Annotated in this window: 1 protein-coding gene; it reads right to left on the bottom strand. The window is 67.4% G+C overall.

What is annotated here, in order from left to right; all coding sequences use genetic code 11:
- Window positions 1–467: 467 nt before the first annotated feature.
- Window positions 468–1,736, bottom strand: a complete 1,269-nt coding sequence (locus FJ309_17530; protein MBM3956375.1) for a hypothetical protein — start codon at window positions 1,734–1,736, stop codon at window positions 468–470.
- Window positions 1,737–1,807 lie beyond the last annotated feature (71 nt).

Raw genomic sequence — 1,807 nt, 5'->3', positions numbered from 1 at the left:
CCTGGCGGGCTGGCGGCGAACACGAACTTCAGTTGGCGTGATCTCATGCTTCAAAACCCATCGCCCCCTTCGCTCCGTCCGCTTTCACGGGCTTCATCGCTACTATGAGGCGATCCGACTTCTCCTCTGGCATCGAACCCGCGTCGTTGCCTTCTTGGGTCCTACCGTCTCCGGACCAGAGGAGATCTCTTGGGGTAAGAATGAATGACTTCCCGCCGCCGCCGCCCCCACTACCGTCCTGCCACGGTTGGATATCGGGTGTCGCGTTGAGGCGCACGCTTGCCCAGGCAGGCCGGCCTTACGGAGGTTCACTTGCGTTCGGTGCTGCGGTTCGCCTCGGGCTTCCATCCCACACGCCCTCACGGGAAAGACCTCGGCTGTGCAATGCCAGCCTCGGTCTCGTGCAGCTGCCTCCGGCTTCTGGTTGCCTCCAACAGGCCCCATAAAGGACTCTCACCTTCCGTCATTCATCCATGCCCAACGCACGCCCTGGCGACTGGTGGCGTCGCCGGGGCCCGCCGGTTCCGCACGGTCACGGCGGCCAGCGCGAGCCCGCCGGCCGTCGCCAGTCCGGCCGCAGGGGGCTCCGGGGCGGCGAAGTCGGTCTGCAGGTAGCCGACGTCCCAGCCGGCCCCGGTCTCGCACGACGAACCGAGGTTGGCGTTGATCAGCCGGATGCGGAGGCTCGTGATCTCCTGCAGCGGGATGGCGATCACGGCCACGCTGGGCACATAGGCGCCGCCGGTGCTCGAGTAGCCCGGCGTCGAACCGGTGAATGCGGCGCCCGCATTGAGCAGCGGGAACAGGTCGGGATAGGCACCGACGGGGGGCGTGAAGCCGGGCTTCACGAGCGTGGTCTGACTCACGTGCGCCGGCCAGAGCGGCGAGGCGCCGAATGGATCGGGAAGCGAGGGCGCAAGCACGCTGCCCGTCTGCCACGCCGAACCGCTGATCGCCACGAACGGATTGTCGTTGATGCTGTAGGCCACCTGGCCGGCGGCCGGAGGAATCGATCCGCTGAAGGAGCCGAAGCCGAACTTGTGGCCGATGCTGATCCGGATCAGGTCGACGAGCCTGCCGCCGCCGGCCTGCTGAGTCTGGTCGCTGGCGTCGATCGGCCCGCTCGTGAGGTAGTTGCCGGTGGCGACGAGCGGACCGCTCACGGGAGCCCAGTTCACGCTCCATGCGTCGCCTCCATGCGCCCACCGGGCGTTCATGCCCGGGTCGGAAGGTGGCAGGAAACCATTCTTGCCCACCGGCGTCGCCGTCCATCCCAGCGGGCCGGCGGAGAAGTCGAACGCGTCGTCCACGATCACCGGCCCGGCCTCGACGGCCGGCATGGCGATCAGGATCGCCACGACCACGGCCGCGAAGCCGAGCGCCGCCGCGAGGCTCCGCGGCGCCCGCGGCCGCGACAGCCCGCCGAGGATGGCTGCCGCCAGCAGCCCGCACGCGGCCAGCCCGCCCGGCTCCGGCAGGTTGATCACGGCGTCGGGCGACGTGCCGAAGCCGAACATCGCATCCTTGATGCACTCGTCGCCAAACCCGTTCACGCCGCTGAAGCGGAACGTGATCGAGCCGCTGACGAGGTACCGGTTCTCCAGCTGGTTTTGGAGCGTCGGCGACTCGCCGCTGTAGATCCCGAACTCCCCCTGGCCGACCTTCTGGGCCTCGAAGTTGGCCTCCTCAGCAGAATCTGTGGGTTGATTCTGGCTCCGGTAGTGTGCCAAGGACATGAAACAACGCGATTTCAATGCCTTTCGCGGTCCGAAAGCCGAACGCTTTTCTGGTGGTCAGTTTTACGACG

The sequence above is a fragment of the Planctomycetota bacterium genome (assembly GCA_016872555.1).
GTDB lineage: Bacteria > Planctomycetota > Planctomycetia > Pirellulales > UBA1268 > F1-20-MAGs016.
The sequence above is the reverse complement of the archived record's forward strand: the minus strand, read 5'-3'. Positions and strand labels throughout refer to the sequence as shown.